We start from the raw sequence: 19,126 nt of genomic DNA, 5'->3' as shown, positions 1-19,126 counted from the left end.
CGAAAAGGTGGGTCATGGGCGCAAAGTCAACGAAACTTAGCCAACTGGCCCTGACCGCGCGGGGCGGCAAGGACCTGGACATTACTGGACTGGCGGTGGACAGCCGCGACGTCAAGGATGGCTATCTGTTCGCGGCCCTTCCCGGAACGCGCGTTCATGGTGGTGAATTCATCCAATATGCCCTGCGTATGGGGGCGGCCGCCATACTGACCGATGCCAAAGGTGCAGAAATCGCGGCTGATGAACTGGCCGCATCCGATGCTGCGTTGATCGTCGTCGAAGACCCGCGTCAGGCGCTCGCCTACACGGCGGCGCTGTGGTTCGGGGCGCAGCCTCAGACCATGGTTGCGGTCACGGGGACCAATGGCAAAACATCCGTGGCAACCTTCGTGCGCCAAATCTGGACCGAACTTGGCCATGCTGCGGTGAACCTCGGCACAACCGGTGTCGAAGGGGCATGGACCGCACCGCTGGCCCATACCACGCCCGAGCCGATCACTCTGCACCGCTGCCTTGCCGAGGCGGCGGCCAATGGCGTGACCCACGCCGCGATGGAGGCATCGTCCCACGGGCTGGAACAGCGTCGCCTTGATGGCGTGCACCTGACAGCGGCCGGGTTTTCCAACTTCACGCAGGATCATCTGGACTATCACGACACGTTCGAGGCCTATTTTATCGCCAAGGCCGGCCTGTTCACGCGGGTCCTGCCGCCCGATGGCACGGCTGTCATCAACATCAGCGATCCCAAAGGCCCCGAGATGCGCGACATCGCCCTGTCACGCGGACAAAAGGTGCTGACGGTCGGGCAGGCGGACACGGACCTTTGTCTGCTGAACCAGCGTTTCGACGCGACCGGTCAGGACCTGCGGTTTTCATGGCGTGGTAAAACACTTCAGTCCCGCCTGAACCTGATCGGAGGGTTTCAGGCCGAAAACGTGCTGCTGGCCTGTGGTCTGGCCATTGCCAGCGGGGATGATCCGGAACGGGTCTTTGAAACCCTGCCGCACCTGACCACTGTTCGCGGGCGGATGCAGCTGGCCGCGACCCGTGACAACGGGGCGGCAGTTTTTGTCGATTACGCACACACACCGGATGCCGTGGCGACTGCGCTCAAGGCCATGCGCCCTCATGTGATGGGGCGTCTCATCGCCATCGTGGGCGCAGGCGGGGATCGCGACGCCACCAAACGCCCGCTGATGGGCCAGGCGGCGGCTGAGAATGCGGATATCGTCTTTGTCACCGACGACAACCCGCGTAGCGAAGACCCTGCAACAATCCGCGCTGCCGTGATGCAGGGCGCGCCGGAAGCGACCGAGGTGGGCGACCGGGCCGAGGCGATCCTGCGCGGCGTCGATGCCCTGCAGCCGGGCGACGCGCTGCTGATCGCGGGCAAGGGGCACGAATCCGGTCAGATCGTCGGTGATCAGGTTCTGCCGTTCGACGATGCCGAACAGGCCAGCATAGCCGTGGCCGCTTTGGACGGGAGGGTGGCATGACGCTCTGGACTGCAGCCGAGGCCGCTGATGCAACCGGTGGACGTGCCACCGCCGACTGGGTGGTTAACGGCGTCTCCATCGATACCCGCACGATACAGCCGGGTGATCTGTTCGTCGCGCTGAAGGACGTGCGGGACGGCCATGACTTTGTGGCGCAGGCGCTTGAGAAAGGCGCGGGCGCTGCACTGGTCTCACGCATTCCGGACGGAGTGTCCGAGGACGCGCCGCTGCTGATCGTGGACGACGTTCAGACCGGGCTTGAGGCGCTGGGGCAGGCTGCCCGCGCCCGAAGCGACGCGCGCGTCATCGGCGTGACCGGCAGTGTCGGCAAGACCTCGACCAAAGAAATGCTGTCGACAATCCTGTCCATGCAGGGAAAGACCCATGCCAGTGTTGCCAGCTATAACAACCATTGGGGCGTTCCGCTGACATTGGCGCGAATGCCGCGCGACACCGAATACGCGGTGATCGAGATCGGCATGAATCATCCGGGTGAGATTGCGCCTTTGGCCCGACAGGCCCGCCCGCATGTGGCGCTGGTCACGACCGTTGCGGCGGTTCATCTTGAGGCGTTCGAGTCGGTTGCGGGCATCGCCCATGAAAAGGCGGCGATTTTCGAAGGGCTGGAAAGTGGCGGGGCCGCGATTGTGAACGCCGACATCGAACATGCGGACATTCTTCGTCAGACCGCACAGGACCATGGTGCCGGGATCGTCGATTTTGGCCGCGATGCCAAAGACTACAGTCTGAAGGATGTGACACAAGGGGGCGAATCGGTTCAGGCAAGCGCTTCGGTCGGGGACACGCTGATAACCTACGACGTGCAATCCGCGGGCACTCATTTTGCCATGAATGCGCTGGGCGCTCTGGCGGCCTGCGTTGAGATGGGCGTCAATCTTGATGAGGCCATTGCCGGTCTGCGCCGCTGGTCGCCGGTCAAAGGACGCGGCGTGCGCGAAACGTTGCCATTGGCGACTGGTGGGCAGATCGAGTTGCTGGATGACAGTTACAACGCCAACCCGACCTCAATGGAGGCTGCGCTGGATGTTTTGGCCGCCTCGCAAGGCGCGCGCCGGATCGCGTTTCTGGGCGACATGAAAGAGTTGGGCGCGCAGGAAGTCGCAATGCATGCCGGTATGGCGGATGTCGCGGCGATGGCGCAGGTCGATCAGGTCCACTGCATTGGCCCGCTGATGAAGGCGCTGCACGACGCGCTGCCTGCCGAAAAGCGCGGGCGGTGGAGCGAGACCAGCACCGAGATGGCGGGGCACCTGCCGGACCTGATCCGCGCGGGCGACACGGTTCTGGCCAAAGGGTCGCTCAGCATGGGGCTGGCGCGGATTGTTGACGGTTTGCGGAAAATGGGGCAAGGGAGCGCGCTTGAACCATGATCGGCGTTTGGGAAAGGTTTTGAGATGCTCTATTGGTTGACCGCCCTGTCGGACGGAGGGGATTTCTGGAACCTCTTCCGCTATATCACGTTCCGTGCAGGGGGCGCCTTTCTGACCGCACTGATCTTTGGCTTTCTGTTTGGCAAGCCGCTGATCAACGTGTTGCGCAGAAAACAGGGCAAGGGCCAGCCGATCCGTGACGACGGCCCCGAGGCGCATTTTTCCAAGGCAGGCACACCAACCATGGGCGGGCTGTTGATCGTCGGCGCGCTGGTCACATCCACCCTGATCTGGGCGCGGTGGGACAACCCATATGTCTGGATGGTTCTGTTCGTGACACTGGCCTATGCGGCTATCGGCTTTGCTGATGACTATGCAAAGGTTTCCAAGCAGAACACCAGTGGCGTTCCGGGTCGATTGCGTCTGGCGCTGGGCGTCATCATTGCCGTGCTGGCCGCATTCTGGGCCACGCTTCACCATCCGGCTGACCTGCAGAACCAACTGGCGCTGCCGGTTTTCAAGGACACGCTGATCAATCTGGGTCTTTTCTATATTCCGTTTGCCATCGTCGTGATCGTCGGTGCCGCGAATGCGGTGAACCTGACAGATGGTCTGGATGGTCTGGCGATCATGCCCGCGATGATTGCGGCCTCGACGCTTGGGATCATTGCCTATGCCGTGGGCCGGGTCGACTTTACCGAATATCTGGATGTGCATTACGTGCCGGGAACGGGTGAGATATTTATCTTCACATCAGCTCTGTTCGGCGCCGGGCTGGGATTCCTTTGGTACAACGCCCCGCCGGCTGCCGTGTTCATGGGCGACACCGGTTCGCTGGCGCTGGGCGGCGCGCTGGGGGCCATCGCCGTTGCGACCAAGCACGAGCTGGTGCTGGCGGTTGTCGGCGGATTGTTCGTCGTCGAGGCGCTGAGCGTCATCATTCAGGTTCTCTACTTCAAACGTACAGGCAAACGTGTGTTTCTGATGGCGCCGATCCACCATCATTATGAGAAAAAGGGTTGGGCTGAGCCGACCATCGTGATCCGGTTCTGGATCATTTCCCTGATCCTCGCGATGATCGGTCTGGCGACGCTGAAGGTAAGATAAGTCAAGGTTTGGAAAACATGATTAACGGAAGAACAATAAAAAAACTGCTTTTTGCCCCGTTTCCTGAGTGGTTAGAAGACTCAGTACAGGGCGCTGTAGGCTTGCTCGGATTGGCGCTCGCATTGATCGGCACTATGGACGGTATTGGATCTGGGACATTTTGGCTTGGGGTGATATTGTCAGCGACTAGTATCGCTCCACTTGGAAGCAAGTACTTTGGACTGGGAGAAAAAGCAGACCGCCCAGCAGGCTTTCTTTGGTCGTTAGCCATTTGGGTAGTTATTATGGTCCTTTTGGCGTTGCCTATCGGCAAGTTAATTCAAGCTTTTACTTAGAGGTTCATTGAATGATCCCGGTCAAAGGGTTTTCAGGGCAGAAAGTAGCGGTTCTGGGGCTTGGCCGGTCAGGTCTGGCGGCGGCACGGGCTCTGCGCGCTGGGGGCGCCACGCTAATATGCTGGGATGACAATCCGGCGGCGCGGGAAGCGGCTGCGGGTGAAGGGTTCGATTGCGTAGATTTACGGCGGCAGGGCGCTTTTGAGGATATCGAGACGTTGATCGTGTCGCCGGGCATCCCGCACCTCTATCCCGAACCCAACCCGGTCGTGGCAGCCGCGCAGGATGCCGGGGTGCCGGTGGACAACGACATCGGCCTGTTCTTCCGCTCGTTTGCAGGGCCGGAATGGGAAAAGTTCGACACACCACCGCGGGTAATTGCCGTGACCGGTTCGAACGGTAAATCGACCACCGCCGCCCTGATCCATCACATTCTGACCGAGTCGGGGCGCGAGGCACAGCTGGCCGGAAATATCGGGCGCGGCGTGCTGGATATCGACCCCGGTGACGATGGATCAGTCGTGGTGCTGGAACTCAGCAGTTATCAGACCGAGCTGGCGCGTGCGTTGACGCCGGATGTGGCCGTGTTCACCAACCTGTCCCCCGATCATCTGGACCGCCATGGCGGTATGGGTGGATATTTCGCCGCCAAACGCCGGTTGTTTTCCGAAGGCGGGCCGGATCGTGCCGTGATTGGCGTGGATGAGGCCGAAGGCGCCTTTCTGGCGGGGCAGATGTCCGAGGGGCCGTCGGATGACCGGGTCATCCGCATCTCGGTCGAGCGGAAACTGACCGGCCCCGGCTGGCAGGTTTTTGCGCGAAAGGGGTTTCTGTCGGAATACCGCAAAGCGCGTCAGACAGGATCGATCGACCTGCGCGGCATCAAGGGGTTGCCGGGTTCCCATAATCACCAGAATGCCTGCGCCGCCTATGCGGCCTGCCGCTCGCTGGGGCTGGCGCCGCGGGTGATCGAGGCCGCGTTGCACAGCTATCCGGGCCTGCCTCATCGCAGCCAGATCATTGCCGAGGCAGAGGGCGTGACTTACGTGAACGACTCCAAGGCGACCAATGTGGACAGCGCGGTAAAGGCGCTGAGCGCGTTCAGGAAGATACGCTGGATCTGCGGCGGTCTGGAGAAAGAGGGGGGGCTGTCGGCCCTGAATGGCGCAAGCAGCGAAGTGCTGAAAGCCTATGTGATCGGGCGAGAGGCGGCAGGCTTCGCCATGCAGCTGGAGGCCGAGGCCGAAGTCTGCACCACCATGGCCGAGGCAGTGGACCGCGCGATGGCGGATGCTCAGGAAGGCGAAACCGTGCTGCTGGCACCCGCAGCCGCAAGTTTTGATCAATACGACAATTTCGAGCAGCGGGGCGAAGATTTTGTGGCCGAGGTTCGCAAGCGGCTGGCGGGCTAAGACGCGTCTGATTGCTCTGAAACGCCACCGGGGGCGCTGCCCCCGTCTTGACCTTCGGCCAATTCACCCCGCCTTATTTTGTTACGAGAAGAAGAGGGATCAGCGCCCCGAGGCTATGGCCGTTCCGGCGGCATGGCCCGACGACCAGGCCCATTGGAAGTTGTAGCCGCCCAGCCAGCCGGTGACATCCACCGCTTCTCCGATGGCATAGAGGCCCGGCACGTTCTTTGCAGCCATGGTCTTTGACGACAGGTCATCCGTATCGATCCCGCCCAGTGTGACCTCGGCGGTGCGGTAGCCCTCGGTCCCGGATGGGGTCAGAGACCACGCACTCAGCGCCTCGGCAAGCGCGGTCAGGCTGGAATCTGACTGGTCCGCCAGATTGCCGTTCATCGGGATTTCCCCCTGAAGGTAGTCCACCAGCCGGGCAGGCAGGTGACGCGCAAGTTCCGTCGTCAGCGCCTTGCGCCCCGAAACCTGCCGTTGCTCGCGCAGCAGATCCAGCAGCGGCAGATCTGGGATCAGGTTGATGGAAATGGCCTCGCCTTCACGCCAGTATGATGACAACTGCAAAACCGAAGGGCCGCTGAGACCGCGATGGGTGAACAGCAGCGCCTCGTCAAAGCCGGTGCGAGCGTTTGAAAGGCGCGCGGGCAGGGAAACACCGGACAGGTCTTTGAACCGGCCATCCGGGAATGTGAAGGGAACAAGGGCGGCGCGGGTGTCGGTCATGCGTAACCCGAACTGGCGGGCAATGTCATAGGCCAGTCCGGTCGCGCCCATCTTGGGGATCGATTTGCCACCAGTCGCCAGCACAAGATTGGTGCATGTCAGGTTTTGCCGCTTGCCGTCGCGCTCCACTTCCAGCGCAAAGCCGGTTTCCGTCTTGCGCAGGTCACAGACCGTGCTGCGCACCCAAAGCTCGGCCCCGGCGCGCTCCATCTCGGCCAGCAGCATGGCGATGATCTGTTTTGATGAGCCGTCGCAGAACAGTTGCCCCAGTGTCTTTTCATGCCAAGTGATGTCGTGGCGGTTCACCAGATCGATGAAATCCCACTGGGTATAGCGCGCCAGCGCCGATTTGCAGAAATGCGGGTTCTGCGACAGAAAGTTCTCCGGGCCTGCGAACATGTTGGTAAAGTTGCAGCGCCCGCCGCCCGAGATACGGATTTTCTCTCCTGCGGCTTTCGCGTGATCGATCACCAGAACCCGCCCGCCGCAATGGGCAGCGCACATCATGCCGGCGGCGCCGGCGCCAAGGATGATCGTGTCGTATCTCATGCGCTGCGCATGGCGCGGATTGCAGGTAAAGGCAAGAGGGCGCCGTTTGGAGCAGCCGGGACGATAGTCACCCTAGGATGTGGCTTCTTTCCAACCGGTGGCGCAGGGCACGGCCACCGCTAGGCGCCATTCCTCTCCGGATTGGCGAATAACGTAGTGGCCATCAATGATTTCCAAAATCGAACCGTCTTTCTTGAATCTGCTGACGTCCCGCGCGTCCAATATTGCAAGTCCGTCGCCGCACGGATGGGCCTCGATTGCACCGATTGTCGTATGGCTGAAACCTGCGGCTTCCAGACCGTCGAAAATTCTCCCGATCAGTTCCACCAGTGCCTGCCGGTTTGGCAGACTTACCGGGCCGGTAGGAAGAACGAACATTGACGGCTCGTCGAAACAGGCCGCGACGCCCTCGAAGTCTCGATTGTTCCAGCACTCCAGATATCGCGCAAAAAGGGCTTGGGCTTCGTTGGAAATGTCTTTCATCGGAGTCTCCACCAATAAATCGATTGGATTACAATGAAGCGTATTGTGGGGGCAGCTTTCCGGCAACCCACGCCTGCACCTGATATGGTTGGGTGCCTAAGAAATCCGAAACGCGTAGCGAGTTTCTTGGGCCCATACGCAGTGACTTTGCCGCATCAGTGTCATCCCTCTAGCCCAAACGCAAAAACCCCTGTAGACTCTCACACACAGACCCCGAAAACGGGGCGTTAACGAGGCAGATAGTGGCGGTAATCTCATGACTGAGATGGTGTATGGCGCGGTCCCGGACCGGCGTGGTGAACCGATCCTTCCGAAATGGTGGCGGACGATCGACAAATGGACGATGTCCTGTGTTCTGATCCTGTTTGTCATCGGGTTGTTGCTTGGGCTGGCCTCGTCCCCGCCGCTTGCCGGACGAAACGGGTTCGATCCTTTCCATTATGTCGAGAGGCAGGCGTTCTTCGGCGGAATGGCGCTGGTTGCGATGTTGCTGACCTCGATGATGTCGCCCACGCTGGTGCGGCGTCTGGCGGTGCTGGGCTTTGTGGCAGCCTTTGTGGCGCTGGCTTTTCTGCCGGTCTTTGGCACTGATTTCGGCAAGGGTGCGGTGCGCTGGTATTCGCTGGGCTTTGCGTCGCTTCAGCCATCCGAATTTCTGAAGCCCGGATTTGTCGTCGTTGCTGCGTGGCTGTTCGCCGCTTCGCAGGAAATCAATGGCCCGCCGGGGCGTCTGTGGTCTTTTGCGCTGTGCATGGCCATCGTTGGTATGCTGGTGATGCAGCCGGACTTTGGGCAGGCCTGCCTGATCCTGTTCGGCTGGGGTGTGATGTATTTCGTGGCCGGCGCGCCGATGCTGCTGCTGCTTGGCATGGCCGGAGCCGTGGTTCTGGGTGGGATGGTCGCCTATTCCAACTCGGAACACTTCGCACGCCGCATCGACGGCTTTCTCAATCAGGAGGTCGATCCGACTACCCAGCTGGGCTATGCCACTAATGCCATCCGCGAAGGCGGGCTGTTCGGTGTCGGCGTCGGCGAGGGGCAGGTAAAATGGTCGCTGCCAGACGCCCATACCGATTTCATTATCGCAGTCGCGGCCGAGGAATACGGCCTGATCCTGGTGCTGATCATCATCGCGCTCTACTCGATCATCGTCGTGCGGTCGCTACTGCGCCTGATGCGCGAGCGCGATATGTTCATCCGCCTGGCGGGTACCGGTCTGGCCTGCATGTTCGGGGTTCAGGCGATGATCAACATGGGTGTCGCCGTGCGCCTGTTGCCCGCCAAGGGCATGACGCTGCCTTTTGTCAGCTATGGCGGTTCTTCGCTGATCGCGGGGGGGATTGCGGTTGGCATGCTTTTGGCCTTTACCCGCACCCGACCACAGGGCGAACTTGGTGATATTCTGCGCGGAAGAGGATAATGGGAAAACCCTATCTGTTGATTGCGGCTGGCGGCACCGGGGGGCACATGTTCCCCGCTCAGGCTCTGGCCGAATCCATGCTGAAAAAAGGCTGGCGCGTGCGCCTGTCCACCGACGCGCGTGGTGCGCGTTACACCAGCGGCTTTCCTCACACGACCGAGATCGTCGAAGCCTCATCCGCCACCTTCGCGCGGGGGGGGCTGGCCGCCAAGGCAATGGCCGGGCCCAAGATTGCAGGCGGCGTGACCGGCATGGTCTTTCAGATGATGCGGGACAAACCGGATGTCGTGGTCGGTTTCGGCGGCTACCCGTCGATCCCCGCACTCAGCGCGGCAACCATGCTGGGCATCCCGCGTATGATTCACGAACAGAACGGTGTTCTGGGCCGGGTGAACCAGCTGTTTGCAACCCGCGTTGCCTATGTGGCCTGCGGTGTCTGGCCCACCGACCTGCCGGAAGGCGCCCATGGGGTGCACGTCGGCAACCCGGTGCGCGCGGCAGTGCTGGAACGCGCGGCGGCGGGATATATCCCACCCGGTGAGTACCCGATGTCGGTTCTGGTGATGGGCGGCTCTCAGGGCGCGCGCATCCTCAGTGACGTGGTTCCGGCGGCAATCGCCGGTTTGTCCGACGATCTGCGCAGCCGTATCCGCGTGGCGCATCAGGCCCGGGACGAGGATGGCGAGCGCGTCACCGCCTTTTATTCCGATCACGGCATCCGCGCTGACGTTCAGCCCTTTTTTGACGACGTGCCCCGCCGCATGTCAGATGCGCAACTTGTCATTTCGCGCTCCGGCGCGTCCAGCGTTGCCGATATCTCGGTCATTGGCCGCCCTTCGATTCTAGTCCCCTTCGCCGCCGCGGCGGGGGATCATCAAACCGCCAATGCGCGCGGACTTGTGCAGGCGGGCGGCGCGATCATGATTCCCGAAAACGTCCTTGACGTTTCTTCGCTGACGCAGCAAATCACCACGGTTCTGACCAACCCCGAAGCCGCACAGAAAATGGCCCATGCCGCCCTTTCGACCGGTGCCCCCGACGCGACCGAGCGTCTGACGGCCCTTGTCGAACAACTGGCGCAGAAGGAGACCGCATGACACCCGCAACCAAACTGCCGCAGGACGTTGGGCCGATTCACTTTGTTGGAATCGGCGGGATTGGGATGTCGGGTATCGCCGAGGTGCTTCTGAACCTCGGCTACCGGGTGCAGGGATCGGACCTCAAGGCGTCCAAGATCACAGATCGACTGGCGGGGCTGGGTGCTGAAATCTTTGTCGGCCAGCGCGCCGAAAACCTGAAAAACGCCGCCGTTGTCGTCACTTCGACCGCGATCAAACCGGGCAATCCCGAACTGGATGAGGCGCGCGCGCAAGGGCTGCCGGTGGTTCGCCGTGCTGACATGCTGGCGGAGCTGATGCGCCTGAAGTCAAACATCGCCATCGCCGGAACTCACGGCAAAACTACCACCACCACGATGATGGCTGAGCTGATGGTGGCGGGCGACTTCGACCCGACGGTGATCAATGGCGGCATCATCCACGCCTATGGCAGTAACGCCCGCATGGGGCAGGGTGAATGGATGGTGGTCGAGGCGGATGAGAGCGACGGCTCGTTCAACCGACTGCCCGCCACCATCGCCATCGTCACCAATATCGACCCCGAGCATATGGAGCACTGGGGCGATTTTGACAGATTGCGAGCGGGCTTCAACGAGTTCGTCTCGAACATCCCGTTCTACGGCCTCGCCGTCTGTTGCACCGATCACGCCGAGGTGCAGGCGCTGGTGGGCCGCATCACTGACCGCCGCGTGCGCACCTATGGTTTCAACGCGCAGGCCGATGTGCGGGCCGTGAACCTGACCTACAAGGCGGGCGTGGCCCATTTCGACGTTCACCTGCAATACGAGGACAAGGTGATCGAAGGCTGCACGCTGCCGATGCCCGGCGATCACAACGTCTCGAACGCGCTGTCTGCCGTGGCTGTTGCCCGCCATCTGGGCATGAAGGCAAGCGAGATACGCGAGGCGCTGGCCAATTTCGGCGGCGTTAACCGTCGCTTTACCAAAGTGGGTGAGGTCGATGGCGTCACCATCATCGACGATTATGGCCACCACCCGGTTGAAATAGCCGCCGTGCTGAAAGCCGCCCGTCAGGCGACCGAAGGCCGCGTCATCGCAGTGCATCAGCCGCACCGCTACACCCGCCTGTCGCATCTGTTTGATGATTTCTGCACCTGTTTCAACGACGCCGACGTGATCGCCATCGCTGACGTATTTTCCGCAGGCGAAGACCCGATCGAAGGCGCAGGACGCGACGATCTGGTCGCTGGGCTGATCCGCCACGGCCACCGCCACGCCCGTGCGATCCTCAACGAAGATGATCTCGAACGCCTCGTCCGCGAACAGGCGCGCCCCGGCGACATGGTTGTCTGTCTGGGGGCAGGCACAATCAGCGCCTGGGCCAACGGGTTGCCGGAGAGATTGCAGAGAAAACAAGCCGTTTGACGTCGGACCTCATTTGGCGCACAACCTGAAAGTGTGGTAGTATGCCAGAGGTTTCCGTGCGTCCTGGGAGGGGTGAATGGGCTATTCGATGATCTTTGCCGCGATCTGGGTGATCTGCGCGACGATTGTGGCGCTGCTGCCTATGCGGCTGCAATTCCCTCCGGGCATTCTGCTGCTGATTTGCGCGCCGGTACTGATTGTCTGGCTGGGCTATGACTACGGCTGGTTCATCTCTGCGCTGGCTTTTGCCGCCTTCGTATCCATGTTCCGCAATCCCATCCGCTATTACTGGCGTAAATGGACCGGGCAGGAGGTCGCGGAATGAACTGGTCCATCGCCCTTGCCTGTCTTTGGGGGCTGGCTGCGAATGTGCTGGCCATGATCCCCAGCAAGGATCACCACTGGACCCGCGCCTATATCCTGATAGCCATCGGAATCCCTCTGCTGGGCTACGTCACCTACGAAAACGGCCCATGGATCGGCCTGATCGTGCTGATCGCAGGGATGTCGGTGTTGCGCTGGCCTGTTATTTACCTGACCCGTTGGACAAAGTCGAAATTGCAGGGCAAGAAGGCAACCGGAAAATAATCGACCAGATCAGGAGGTCCGCCATGGGGAACATCGCAACGTTCGCCTACCTGCCGCTTACAGCATTTGTTTTAGGGGCCATCGCCGGTTTTGCAGCGGGACGCTGGATCGGCCTGCGCGGGCTTTTGTGGCTGATCGGCCTGACATCCTGTGTGGCGTTGGCACTGATCGTCATGTTGACCACGGTCGGAACCGGTGAAGAAGAACGCGCGTTTGCCCCCTTTGTCTGGCTGACCGGCGGCGTTTTGCCTTTCCTGTTCGCGGTCATCATGGGCGGCGTCGGCGGGCGCAGCGTGGCAGCCCGCGCCGACTTATGATCCAAATACCGTCCATACGGGGGCGTTTGTCCCCCGACCGCACTTTATCCGACCTCACCTGGCTGCGTGTGGGTGGTCCTGCCGACTACCTGTTTCAACCCGCCGACCGCGAAGACCTGCAGGAGTTTCTGAGTAACCTCCCGTCAGACGTGGCGGTTTTTCCCATGGGGGTCGGCTCGAATCTCATCGTCCGCGATGGCGGGCTGCGTGCGGTGGTGATCCGGCTGGGGCGCGGGTTCAACGGCATCTCGGTCGAAGGCAATACTGTCACCGCAGGTGCGGCGGCGCTTGATGCGCATGTGGCGCGCAAGGCGGCGGATGCGGGCGTGGACTTGACATTCCTGCGCACCATTCCCGGCTCGATCGGCGGTGCAGTGCGGATGAATGCGGGTTGCTATGGCAGCTACACGGCGGATGTGTTCCAGTCCGCCACCATCGTCACCCGTGACGGAGAGGTGGTCGAACTGACCGCCGAGGACCTGAATTTCCGCTATCGCCAGTCCGACCTGCCTCAGGGCGCGGTGCTGATCGAGGCTAAGTTGAAGGGTCCGTCCGGCGATGCCGCGGAGCTGCACGCACGCATGGACGCCCAGCTGAAAAAGCGCGACGAAACCCAGCCCACCAAGGATCGCAGTGCCGGGTCCACCTTTCGCAATCCGGCCGGGTTTTCGTCGACCGGGCGGGACGATGACGTGCACGATCTAAAGGCGTGGAAAGTGATTGACGACGCCGGAATGCGCGGCGCGATGCGGGGTGGTGCACAGATGAGTCAGAAGCATTCGAACTTTCTCGTTAACACTGGCGACGCCACTGCCGCCGACCTCGAAGGGCTTGGCGAAGAGGTGCGAAAAAAGGTTTACGAAACAAGCGGTATCACGCTAGAGTGGGAAATCATGCGGGTCGGTGATCCGCTGAAGGAATAAAGCCCCAACCGTCAGACCAAAAACAGCAAATTCAGGCGGCGGATCAAAGGCATAAACGCAGTACGGACCACCACATAAGGTCCGGGGACATTGAGGCGCACGAACGTGGGTAGGTCGAGCAGGACAAGCCCCAAAGTGGCGGTATTGATGGGCGGACCCTCGGCAGAGCGCGAGGTGTCTCTCAGCAGCGGGCGCGAATGCGCAACCGCCCTCAGGGGAGAAGGTATCGAAGTGGTCGAGCTGGACGCTGGTCCCGACCTGCACGCGCGCCTTCTGGAAATCAAACCGGATGTGGTCTTCAACGCCCTGCATGGCCGCTGGGGCGAAGATGGCTGCGTTCAGGGTCTGCTTGAATGGATGGGCATTCCCTATACGCATTCCGGCGTGCTGGCCTCGGCGCTGGCCATGGACAAGCAGCGCAGCAAAGAGGCGTTTCGCGTTGCGGGCCTGCCCATCGCTGAGAGCGTAATCGTTCCCAAGGCGGATGTGATGGCCGACCACGTGATGGCGGCCCCTTATGTGGTCAAACCCAATAATGAAGGCTCCAGCGTCGGCATCTATCTGGTGCACGAAGGCGCAAATGGCCCGCCGAAGCTGGCTGATGACATGCCGGATCAGGTGATGGTCGAACAATATGTGGCCGGGCGGGAACTGACCGTGACCGTGATGGGCGACCGCGCCCTGACCGTGACCGAGATCATGACCGACGGCTGGTACGACTACGACGCCAAGTACAAGCCCGGCGGCTCGTGGCATGTGCTGCCGGCCGAAATCCCGTCCGAGATCTTTGATCTGTGCATGGACTATGCCTTGCGCGCCCATGATGTTCTGGGCTGCCGGGGCGTCAGCCGCACCGATTTCCGCTGGGATGACAGCAAGGGCGTTGCCGGTCTGTTTCTGCTGGAAACCAACACCCAGCCCGGCATGACGCCGACGTCGCTTGTGCCCGAGCAGGGCGAGCATGTGGGGATCACGTTCGGCCAGCTTTGCGCCTGGATGGTGGAGGACGCCTCATGCGACCGCTGACCGCTACCCGCGCTCCGGTGATCCACCGGTCCAAGGCCCTGTCCGGGCCGGACGCGGCCTTTGAAACCGGCGCTGCCGACGAAAATTCTGATCCGAAGCTGCAGCTGAAGGGCGGCAAGCGATTTGGCCGCGCGGCGCGCAAGGCCGACCCCGCGCCATCCCGCCTCAGCTACAGATACCAGCGCTGGATGCTGACCCCCGGCATCCGCATGGGTCTGCGCATCGGTATTCCGATCTGTGTTTCGCTGGCCATTGGCGGGCTCTACTTCTCCTCTCAGGAACGGCGGGACGCGGTCAGCACCTTTGTGGCTGACATTCGCACCTCGTTTCAGGAACGGCCCGAATTCATGGTCAACCTGATGGCCATCGACGGGGCCGGGACCGGCCTGTCCGAGGATATCCGCGAAGTTGTGCCGCTGGACTTTCCGATCAGTTCCTTCGATCTGGATGTCGAGCAAATCCGCGATGTCATCACCGGCCTCGATCCGGTCAAATCCGCAACCGTCCGCATCCGCCCCGGCGGCATCCTGCAGGTCGATGTGGTCGAACGTCAGCCGGTCATAGTCTGGCGTAACCGCGACGGGATCGAACTGCTGGACGAAACCGGCGCGCATGTGGATGAGGTGGCGTCCCGCGCCAACCACGCCAACCTGCCCCTGATTGCGGGCAAGGGTGCCGATGGTCATGTGCCCGAGGCGCTGGAGCTTCTGAAAACCGCGCGCAGTCTTGGCGGGCGGGTCCGTGGCCTCGTGCGTATTGGCGAGCGGCGCTGGGATCTGGTTCTGGATCGTGGCCAGCGCATCATGCTGCCAACTGAACGCCCGGTGCGCGCACTGGAACGTGTGCTGGCGGTTAGCGAGGTACAGGATCTTCTGGAACGCGACGTGGCCGTGGTGGACATGCGGCTCGGATCGCGTCCGACAATAAGAATGAGCAAAGCCGCCAGCGAAGACTGGTGGAATACAAAAGTGACAGTGGGTAACGGGCAGTAATACGATGATGACCGATCTTTATCAGTCCCAGCGCGCAATGCGGCAGATGCGCAGGCAGGCCATGCAGCGGGGCGTCGTCGCCATTCTGGATGTTGGCAGCTCCAAGATTTCCTGCCTCGTTCTGCGCTTCGACGGCACCGGACGGCTGAGCGAGGACAACTCGATCGGCTCGATGGCCGGACAGACCGGTTTCCGGGTCATCGGCGCGGCCACAACCCGTTCCCGTGGGGTTCAGTTTGGCGAAGTGACCGCCATGCAGGAAACCGAACGCGCCATTCGCACCGCCCTGCAGGCCGCGCAAAAGATGGCCGAGATCCGCGTCGATCACGTCATCGCCTGCTTTGCCGGCGCCAACCCGCGCTCATACGGTCTGGATGCGCAGGTGGATCTGGAAGGCCAGCTGGTGACCGAAGCCGAGATCGGGCGTGTCCTCAACGCCTGCGATGTGCCGGACTATGGGGCAGGGCGCGAGGTTCTGCATGCCCAGCCGGTGAATTTTGCGCTCGACAACCGCTCGGGCCTGATCGATCCGCGTGGGCAGTTGGGGCAGTCTCTGGCCGTTGACATGCATATGCTGACCGTCGATGCAATCGCGATCCAGAATATCGTCCATTGTATCAAACGTTGTGACCTTGAACTCGCTGGGATCGCCAATTCGGCCTATGTGTCGGGCATTTCCGCGCTAGTCGAGGATGAGCAGGAACTGGGCGCGGCCTGTATCGACATGGGCGGCGGCACCACCAGCGTGTCGATCTTCATGAAGAAACACATGATCTATGCCGACTGCGTGCGCATGGGCGGCGATCACGTCACCGCCGACATTTCCATGGGGCTGGGCGTACCCGCCGCCGTGGCCGAACGGATCAAGACCTTTAACGGCGGGGTGCACGCAACCGGCGCCGATGACCGCGAGTTGATCGATATCGGCGGCGAAACCGGCGACTGGGAACATGACCGGCGCACCGTCAGCCGGGCCGAGCTGATCGGCATCATGCGCCCGCGCGTCGAAGAGATTCTGGAAGAGGTCCGCGTGCGTCTGGACGCGGCGGGCTTCGAGCATATGCCCACACAGCAGATCGTGCTGACCGGGGGCGGCAGCCAGATCATGGGGCTGGACGGTATGGCCAGCCGTATCCTTGGCCAGCGCGTGCGCCTGGGGCGTCCCCTGCGCGTGCACGGCCTGCCGCAATCGGCCACCGGACCGGGGTTTTCCTCGGCGGTCGGCCTCAGCCTGTTCGCTGCACATCCTCAGGACGAATGGTGGGATTTCGAGATTCCGGTCGACAATTACCCGTCCCGGTCGCTGCGCCGCGCGGTGAAGTGGTTCAAGGACAACTGGTAAAATGACGCTTCGGGGCGTTTGGGTGCTCGGTATGGCGTTGTTGGCAACGCCGGCTGAACCTCAAACGCTTATCACGCCCGATGATTTCCTCGAGGCATCTGTCGGAAAGACGCTGAGCTTTCACGAGATGAGTTCGGGTGAACTTGTGGGCAAGGAACAGTTTCTCAACCGCTCACTTTCAGTCTGGAAACGGCCCGGAGAGCAATGCGTATATGGTCAGATCAGCACCCGCCAAGGGCAGATTTGTTTTCTGTACGATAACGATATCGACGGATTGCCGGTGTGCTGGTGGCCGTTTCTGAACGGGGATCAGTTGATGGTGCGGTCGAGTATCCTCATCGGGGCCGAGACACAGGAAGTCCGGTCGATCACGACCGAGACGATTTCCTGTCCGAATGCTCCTCTGAGTTGAAGAATCAGGTTGCGATGCAAGGATTTATCCCGCAAAATATCGACAAGGCCCAACAGAGGTCATCGGCAGGACGAGCAGTCGCCTACGCCGAAAATATGTAAGTTCAGATGTGCGCTGCAAGGTTCTGGCTGCGCATCCGGTGTTGTTGCCTTGTGGTTTAATGGGTTTTTTCCGCAACATCTGGCGATGTTTGCGAAATACTGCTGGTTTGCGCCATGATTTCTCCACATTTTGTGGAATTCCGCGATTTTTGACGTGACGTTTGCCAATTGGAAATGTAGAATCACCTGTGGATAGGCAAGAAAAAGACCGCGTTTGCGGGATCATAAAAACAGGCGGACAGAGCATGACATTGAATCTTTCGATGCCCGGGCACGATGAATTGAAGCCTCGGATTACGGTTTTTGGCGTTGGCGGTGCAGGTGGCAACGCTGTCAACAACATGATTGAGAAACAACTTGATGGCGTCGATTTTGTGGTCGCCAACACCGACGCTCAGGCGCTGCAGCAAAGCCGCTCGCAATCGCGGGTGCAGCTTGGTGTGAAGGTGACCGAAGGGCTGGGCGCGGGGGCGCGCCCCTCGGTTGGCGCCAGCGCTGCCGAAGAAAGCATCGAACAGATCGTTGACCACCTGGCGGGCGCGCACATGTGCTTTATCACCGCCGGTATGGGCGGCGGCACCGGTACCGGTGCGGCGCCGATCATTGCGCAGGCCGCGCGTGAACTTGGCGTGCTGACCGTGGGTGTCGTCACCAAGCCTTTCCAGTTTGAAGGCGCCAAGCGGATGCGTCAGGCTGAGGACGGCGTCGACGCGCTGCAAAAGGTCGTCGACACGCTGATCATCATTCCCAACCAGAACCTGTTCCGTCTGGCCAACGAAAAAACCACCTTTACCGAGGCGTTCTCGATGGCGGACGATGTTCTGCATCAGGGCGTCAAAGGCGTGACCGACCTGATGGTGCGTCCGGGCTTGATCAACCTCGACTTTGCCGACGTCCGCGCGGTGATGGACGAGATGGGCAAGGCGATGATGGGTACCGGCGAAGCGACCGGCGAAGACCGCGCCATTCAGGCCGCCGAAAAGGCCATCGCCAACCCGCTGCTGGATGAAATCAGCCTCAAGGGCGCCAAGGGCGTGCTGATCAACATCACGGGCTCGCACGACCTGACACTGTTCGAACTGGACGAAGCGGCCAACCGCATCCGCGAAGAGGTCGATCCAGACGCCAACATCATCGTGGGCTCGACGCTGGACACCGACATGGAAGGCGGCATGCGCGTTTCGGTTGTTGCAACCGGTATCGATGCCACCGACGTTCAGTCCGACGCACCGGTTGCGCGCCGCTCGATGTCGGCGCCGCTGACCCGTACCGTTTCGGCAGAACAGCCGATCGAGGAACAGGCACCAGTTGCGGCTGAAATGTCGGAACCCACGCCCGAGCCCGAAGTCAGCCGCGAACCCTCGCTGTTCGAAACGGTCGATGAACCCGTGCGCGAGGACGCGATGTTCGAACCGTCACAAGCCGGTGCGGACATGGATGACGACGGCCTGCCGCCGCCAGCCTATCAGCCGCAGCGCGACGAGTACGAGCCGCAGCAAACCGTTGCCGAACAGGCACCGGAAAGCTACGTGGCCCCAAGGGCGCCCGGCAACCCGTCGCCAGAGGCATTGCAGCGCCTGCAGGCCGCCGTTCAGAACGTGCCTTCGGCCCGCCAGCAACGCCCGGCCCAACAGCCGCAGGAACAGCAGGTCCAGCCGCAGCAGGAACACCACGAACGTCCGCGTTTCGGGTTCAACCGCCTGATTGACCGGATGACTGGACACGCCTCCGACACACCGGCACAGCCGGTTCGTCAGCAGCCGACACTGCGCCAACATGACGCTACGGCACCCGCTCAGGATGAGTCCGACCCCGAGCAAGACCGGATCGAAATTCCGGCCTTCCTGCGGCGTCAGGCCAACTGACAGCGGTAACAAACTGAACAGATGGGGCTGCCAAATGGCGGCCCTTTTCTTTTTAAAATCAGTTCATTAAGTGCCGGTGAGCAGGGATTTGCCGATCTGTTACATACATGTTTCATTCGGTTACAAAGAGTG

At 61.4% G+C, this 19,126-nt stretch carries 19 protein-coding genes; 17 read left to right on the top strand and 2 right to left on the bottom strand.

What is annotated here, in order from left to right; translation table 11 throughout:
- Positions 1–14 precede the first annotated feature (14 nt).
- From ACR0NW_RS03325 to murD, 5 genes are read left to right on the top strand one after another with little or no spacing between them, the layout of a single operon-like run.
- On the top strand, positions 15–1,496 hold the full coding sequence (locus ACR0NW_RS03325; protein ID WP_480448863.1) for a UDP-N-acetylmuramoyl-L-alanyl-D-glutamate--2,6-diaminopimelate ligase: 1,482 nt from the start codon (positions 15–17) through the stop codon (positions 1,494–1,496).
- Positions 1,493–2,887: a UDP-N-acetylmuramoyl-tripeptide--D-alanyl-D-alanine ligase gene (locus ACR0NW_RS03320; RefSeq protein ID WP_480448864.1), complete on the top strand. Its 1,395-nt coding sequence runs from the start codon at positions 1,493–1,495 to the stop codon at positions 2,885–2,887. Before ACR0NW_RS03325 ends, ACR0NW_RS03320 begins: the two co-directional genes overlap by 4 nt.
- Before the next feature lie 24 nt (positions 2,888–2,911).
- Positions 2,912–3,994 (top strand): phospho-N-acetylmuramoyl-pentapeptide-transferase, encoded by a 1,083-nt coding sequence (gene mraY, locus ACR0NW_RS03315; RefSeq protein ID WP_170650768.1) that lies wholly within the window; start codon positions 2,912–2,914, stop codon positions 3,992–3,994.
- A gap of 8 nt (positions 3,995–4,002) precedes the next feature.
- Positions 4,003–4,329: a hypothetical protein gene (locus ACR0NW_RS03310; RefSeq protein ID WP_480448865.1), complete on the top strand. Its 327-nt coding sequence runs from the start codon at positions 4,003–4,005 to the stop codon at positions 4,327–4,329.
- An 11-nt stretch (positions 4,330–4,340) separates the two neighbouring features.
- Entirely contained in the window at positions 4,341–5,741 is a 1,401-nt protein-coding gene (gene murD / locus ACR0NW_RS03305; protein ID WP_480448867.1) for a UDP-N-acetylmuramoyl-L-alanine--D-glutamate ligase, read from the top strand.
- A 99-nt stretch (positions 5,742–5,840) separates the two neighbouring features.
- Here the strand turns inward: murD and ACR0NW_RS03300 are convergent, their stop codons facing one another.
- Both ACR0NW_RS03300 and ACR0NW_RS03295 read right to left on the bottom strand, forming a co-directional pair.
- Entirely contained in the window at positions 5,841–7,022 is a 1,182-nt protein-coding gene (locus tag ACR0NW_RS03300; RefSeq protein WP_480448868.1) for a BaiN/RdsA family NAD(P)/FAD-dependent oxidoreductase, read from the bottom strand.
- Positions 7,023–7,094: 72 nt separating this feature from the next.
- Complete coding sequence (locus ACR0NW_RS03295) at positions 7,095–7,505, bottom strand: nuclear transport factor 2 family protein (RefSeq protein ID WP_480448869.1); 411 nt, start codon at positions 7,503–7,505, stop codon at positions 7,095–7,097.
- Positions 7,506–7,761: 256 nt separating this feature from the next.
- On the opposite strand from ACR0NW_RS03295, the gene ftsW reads away from it, so the two are divergent.
- The 12 genes from ftsW to ftsZ all read left to right on the top strand — a co-directional run bounded on the left by ftsW (position 7,762) and on the right by ftsZ (position 18,994).
- A complete protein-coding gene (gene ftsW / locus ACR0NW_RS03290; RefSeq protein WP_170650764.1) occupies positions 7,762–8,925 on the top strand; it encodes a putative lipid II flippase FtsW in 1,164 nt (387 codons plus the stop codon).
- Entirely contained in the window at positions 8,925–10,022 is a 1,098-nt protein-coding gene (locus tag ACR0NW_RS03285; RefSeq protein WP_480448870.1) for a UDP-N-acetylglucosamine--N-acetylmuramyl-(pentapeptide) pyrophosphoryl-undecaprenol N-acetylglucosamine transferase, read from the top strand. Before ftsW ends, ACR0NW_RS03285 begins: the two co-directional genes overlap by 1 nt.
- Positions 10,019–11,428, top strand: a complete 1,410-nt coding sequence (gene murC / locus ACR0NW_RS03280) for a UDP-N-acetylmuramate--L-alanine ligase (RefSeq protein WP_480448872.1) — start codon at positions 10,019–10,021, stop codon at positions 11,426–11,428. The genes ACR0NW_RS03285 and murC overlap by 4 nt, the downstream gene beginning before the upstream one ends.
- A 76-nt stretch (positions 11,429–11,504) precedes the next feature.
- Positions 11,505–11,753, top strand: coding sequence for a DUF2484 family protein (locus ACR0NW_RS03275; protein WP_480448873.1), 249 nt, complete (start codon positions 11,505–11,507; stop codon positions 11,751–11,753).
- Positions 11,750–12,016, top strand: a complete 267-nt coding sequence (locus ACR0NW_RS03270; protein WP_170650760.1) for a DUF2484 family protein — start codon at positions 11,750–11,752, stop codon at positions 12,014–12,016. Before ACR0NW_RS03275 ends, ACR0NW_RS03270 begins: the two co-directional genes overlap by 4 nt.
- Before the next feature lie 23 nt (positions 12,017–12,039).
- Positions 12,040–12,333 (top strand): hypothetical protein, encoded by a 294-nt coding sequence (locus tag ACR0NW_RS03265; RefSeq protein ID WP_480448874.1) that lies wholly within the window; start codon positions 12,040–12,042, stop codon positions 12,331–12,333.
- Positions 12,330–13,256, top strand: a complete 927-nt coding sequence (gene murB / locus ACR0NW_RS03260; RefSeq protein ID WP_480448875.1) for a UDP-N-acetylmuramate dehydrogenase — start codon at positions 12,330–12,332, stop codon at positions 13,254–13,256. The genes ACR0NW_RS03265 and murB overlap by 4 nt, the downstream gene beginning before the upstream one ends.
- A 105-nt stretch (positions 13,257–13,361) precedes the next feature.
- Entirely contained in the window at positions 13,362–14,282 is a 921-nt protein-coding gene (locus tag ACR0NW_RS03255; protein WP_480448876.1) for a D-alanine--D-alanine ligase, read from the top strand.
- Positions 14,270–15,274 carry a cell division protein FtsQ/DivIB gene (locus ACR0NW_RS03250; protein WP_480448877.1) on the top strand — a complete coding sequence of 335 codons (1,005 nt, stop codon included), beginning with the start codon at positions 14,270–14,272 and terminating at the stop codon, positions 15,272–15,274. Before ACR0NW_RS03255 ends, ACR0NW_RS03250 begins: the two co-directional genes overlap by 13 nt.
- Positions 15,275–15,281: 7 nt before the next feature.
- Entirely contained in the window at positions 15,282–16,616 is a 1,335-nt protein-coding gene (gene ftsA, locus ACR0NW_RS03245) for a cell division protein FtsA (RefSeq protein WP_170650755.1), read from the top strand.
- Position 16,617: 1 nt separating this feature from the next.
- A complete protein-coding gene (locus tag ACR0NW_RS03240; RefSeq protein ID WP_480448878.1) occupies positions 16,618–17,028 on the top strand; it encodes a hypothetical protein in 411 nt (136 codons plus the stop codon).
- A 346-nt stretch (positions 17,029–17,374) separates the two neighbouring features.
- Positions 17,375–18,994, top strand: a complete 1,620-nt coding sequence (gene ftsZ / locus ACR0NW_RS03235; protein ID WP_480448879.1) for a cell division protein FtsZ — start codon at positions 17,375–17,377, stop codon at positions 18,992–18,994.
- Positions 18,995–19,126 lie beyond the last annotated feature (132 nt).

Source organism: Ruegeria sp. CF5 (assembly GCF_056537325.1).
Note: the sequence above shows the minus strand (reverse complement) of the source record. Positions and strands in the feature narration are given on the sequence as shown.

Bases quoted from the DNA above. Each gene is read 5' to 3' on its own strand.
- ACR0NW_RS03325 (WP_480448863.1), top strand. From the start codon at position 15: ATGGGCGCAAAGTCAACGAAACTTAGCCAACTGGCCCTGACCGCGCGG.
- ACR0NW_RS03320 (WP_480448864.1), top strand. From the start codon at position 1,493: ATGACGCTCTGGACTGCAGCCGAGGCCGCTGATGCAACCGGTGGACGT.
- mraY (WP_170650768.1), top strand. From the start codon at position 2,912: ATGCTCTATTGGTTGACCGCCCTGTCGGACGGAGGGGATTTCTGGAAC.
- murD (WP_480448867.1), top strand. From the start codon at position 4,341: ATGATCCCGGTCAAAGGGTTTTCAGGGCAGAAAGTAGCGGTTCTGGGG.
- ACR0NW_RS03300 (WP_480448868.1), bottom strand. From the start codon at position 7,022: ATGAGATACGACACGATCATCCTTGGCGCCGGCGCCGCCGGCATGATG.
- ACR0NW_RS03295 (WP_480448869.1), bottom strand. From the start codon at position 7,505: ATGAAAGACATTTCCAACGAAGCCCAAGCCCTTTTTGCGCGATATCTG.
- ftsW (WP_170650764.1), top strand. From the start codon at position 7,762: ATGACTGAGATGGTGTATGGCGCGGTCCCGGACCGGCGTGGTGAACCG.
- ACR0NW_RS03285 (WP_480448870.1), top strand. From the start codon at position 8,925: ATGGGAAAACCCTATCTGTTGATTGCGGCTGGCGGCACCGGGGGGCAC.
- murC (WP_480448872.1), top strand. From the start codon at position 10,019: ATGACACCCGCAACCAAACTGCCGCAGGACGTTGGGCCGATTCACTTT.
- ACR0NW_RS03275 (WP_480448873.1), top strand. From the start codon at position 11,505: ATGGGCTATTCGATGATCTTTGCCGCGATCTGGGTGATCTGCGCGACG.
- ACR0NW_RS03270 (WP_170650760.1), top strand. From the start codon at position 11,750: ATGAACTGGTCCATCGCCCTTGCCTGTCTTTGGGGGCTGGCTGCGAAT.
- ACR0NW_RS03265 (WP_480448874.1), top strand. From the start codon at position 12,040: ATGGGGAACATCGCAACGTTCGCCTACCTGCCGCTTACAGCATTTGTT.
- murB (WP_480448875.1), top strand. From the start codon at position 12,330: ATGATCCAAATACCGTCCATACGGGGGCGTTTGTCCCCCGACCGCACT.
- ACR0NW_RS03250 (WP_480448877.1), top strand. From the start codon at position 14,270: ATGCGACCGCTGACCGCTACCCGCGCTCCGGTGATCCACCGGTCCAAG.
- ftsA (WP_170650755.1), top strand. From the start codon at position 15,282: ATGACCGATCTTTATCAGTCCCAGCGCGCAATGCGGCAGATGCGCAGG.
- ACR0NW_RS03240 (WP_480448878.1), top strand. From the start codon at position 16,618: ATGACGCTTCGGGGCGTTTGGGTGCTCGGTATGGCGTTGTTGGCAACG.
- ftsZ (WP_480448879.1), top strand. From the start codon at position 17,375: ATGACATTGAATCTTTCGATGCCCGGGCACGATGAATTGAAGCCTCGG.